Source organism: Pseudonocardia nigra (genome assembly GCF_019396355.1).
Lineage (GTDB): Bacteria > Actinomycetota > Actinomycetes > Mycobacteriales > Pseudonocardiaceae > Pseudonocardia > Pseudonocardia nigra.
The window spans coordinates 1,427-3,799 of the sequence record NZ_JAHKRK010000374.1 but is presented as its reverse complement, the minus strand read 5'-3'; the positions used below and the strand labels follow the sequence as shown (position 1 = coordinate 3,799).

General features: G+C 58.2%; 2 rRNA genes (1 of these 2 running past the window's edge). Both read right to left on the bottom strand.

Features of this window, described 5'->3' with window-relative positions:
* Positions 1-2,306: ribosomal RNA gene (locus tag KME75_RS40480) — 23S ribosomal RNA — on the bottom strand; the annotation flags it as partial.
* A 1-nt stretch (position 2,307) separates the two neighbouring features.
* Positions 2,308-2,373: ribosomal RNA gene (locus KME75_RS40475) — 16S ribosomal RNA — on the bottom strand (it continues 1,308 nt past the right edge of the window).

The following is a 2,373-nucleotide window of genomic DNA, read 5'->3' as shown; positions in this document are numbered from 1 at the left end:
TACCAAGCTGTAGTAAAGGTCCCGGGGTCTTTCCGTCCTGCCGCGCGTAACGAGCATCTTTACTCGTAGTGCAATTTCGCCGAGTCTGTGGTCGAGACAGCGCCCAAGTCGTTACGCCATTCGTGCAGGTCGGAACTTACCCGACAAGGAATTTCGCTACCTTAGGATGGTTATAGTTACCACCGCCGTTTACTGGCGCTTAAATTCTCCGCTTCGCCCCCGAAGGGACTAACAGGTCCTCTTAACGTTCCAGCACCGGGCAGGCGTCAGTCCGTATACATCGTCTTGCGACTTCGCACGGACCTGTGTTTTTAGTAAACAGTCGCTTGGGCCTGGTCTCTGCGGCCGCCCCGCCCTAGCCCGCGAAGGGCTTCAAGCCAGACGGCCCTCCTTCTCCCGAAGTTACGGAGGTATTTTGCCGAGTTCCTTAACCACAGTTCACTCGATCGCCTCGGTATTCTCTACCTGACCACCTGTGTCGGTTTAGGGTACGGGCCGCAACAGCACTCGCTAGAGGCTTTTCTCGGCAGCATGGGATCACCCTACTTCGCCTCAATCGGCTACGCATCACCTCTCACCCTGCATGACACCCGGATTTACCTGGATGTCGGGCTACAGGCTTACACCAGGACTACCAACGCCTGGCGGGGCTACCCTCCTGCGTCACCCCATCGCTTGCCTACTACCGGATCGGGTCCCACGCTCCCCCAACAAAACCCCCCCGAAAGGGGGTAAGCGGGTTCGGATGGTCAGCATCACCGGCCTCAGCACGGACGCACTATCACGGGCACGGGAATATCAACCCGTTGTCCATCGACTACGCCTGTCGGCCTCGCCTTAGGTCCCGGCTCACCCTGGGCGGATTAACCTGGCCCAGGAACCCTTGGTCATTCGGCGGCAGAGGTTCTCACTCTGCATTCGCTACTCATGCCTGCATTCTCACTCGCACACCCTCCACGACTCGATCACTCGGCCGCTTCACCGGATGCACGACGCTCCCCTACCCAACACCACGACTACACCCACACCCACAAGGGCGCCGGCGGATCTCATGTGGTATTGCCACGGCTTCGGCGGTGCGCTTGAGCCCCGCTACATTGTCGGCGCAGGACCACTTGACCAGTGAGCTATTACGCACTCTTTAAAGGGTGGCTGCTTCTAAGCCAACCTCCTGGTTGTCTGGGCGATCCCACATCCTTTCCCACTTAGCGCACGCTTAGGGGCCTTAGCCGGTGATCTGGGCTGTTTCCCTCTCGACTACGAAGCTTATCCCCCGCAGTCTCACTGCCGCGCTAGAAATACCGGCATTCGGAGTTTGGTTGAGTTCAGTAAGCTTGTCGGCCCCCTAGCCCATCCAGTGCTCTACCTCCGGCATCCACCACACGACGCTGCACCTAAATGCATTTCGGGGAGAACCAGCTATCACGGAGTTTGATTGGCCTTTCACCCCTACCCACAGCTCATCCCCCAGGTTTTCAACCCTGGTGGGTTCGGGCCTCCACGACGTCTTACCGTCGCTTCACCCTGGCCATGGGTAGATCACTCCGCTTCGGGTCTATACCCCGCGACTCAACCGCCCTATTCGGACTCGCTTTCGCTACGGCTACCCCACACGGGTTAACCTCGCCACAAAGCATAACTCGCAGGCTCATTCTTCAAAAGGCACGCCATCACCCAAAAGGCTCTGACGGCTTGTAGGCACACGGTTTCAGGTACTATTTCACTCCCCTCCCGGGGTACTTTTCATCTTTCCCTCACGGTACTAGTCCGCTATCGGTCACCAGGGAGTATTTAGGCTTACCGGGTGGTCCCGGCAGATTCACAGCAAATTCCACGAGCTCGCTGCTACTCGGGAACACAATCCAGACCGCGCATGGCGTTTTCGCGTACGGGGCTCTCACCCACTACGGCGACCCTTTCCAGAAGTCTTCCACTAACACCACACAACAGCCTCGCAGACCCGGCAGAGTCCACACGACCACGTCCCACAACACCCCGACCGCAACGCCTGCCGGCTATCACGCGACCAAGGTTTAGCCTCATCCGCTTTCGCTCGCCACTACTCACGGAATCACGGTTGTTTTCTCTTCCTGTGGGTACTGAGATGTTTCACTTCCCCACGTTCCCCCCGACAGCCTATGAATTCAGCTGCCGGTGACACCCCATGACGGGTGCCGGGTTTCCCCATTCGGACATCCTCGGATCACAGCTCGGTTGACAGCTCCCCGAGGCCTATCGCGGCCTCCCACGTCCTTCATCGGCTCCTGATGCCTAGACATCCACCGTGTGCCCTTACACACTTGTTCACAACAAGATGCTCGCATCCACTATGCAACACTCAACACACAACCACACCCCAACCCCATGAACCAC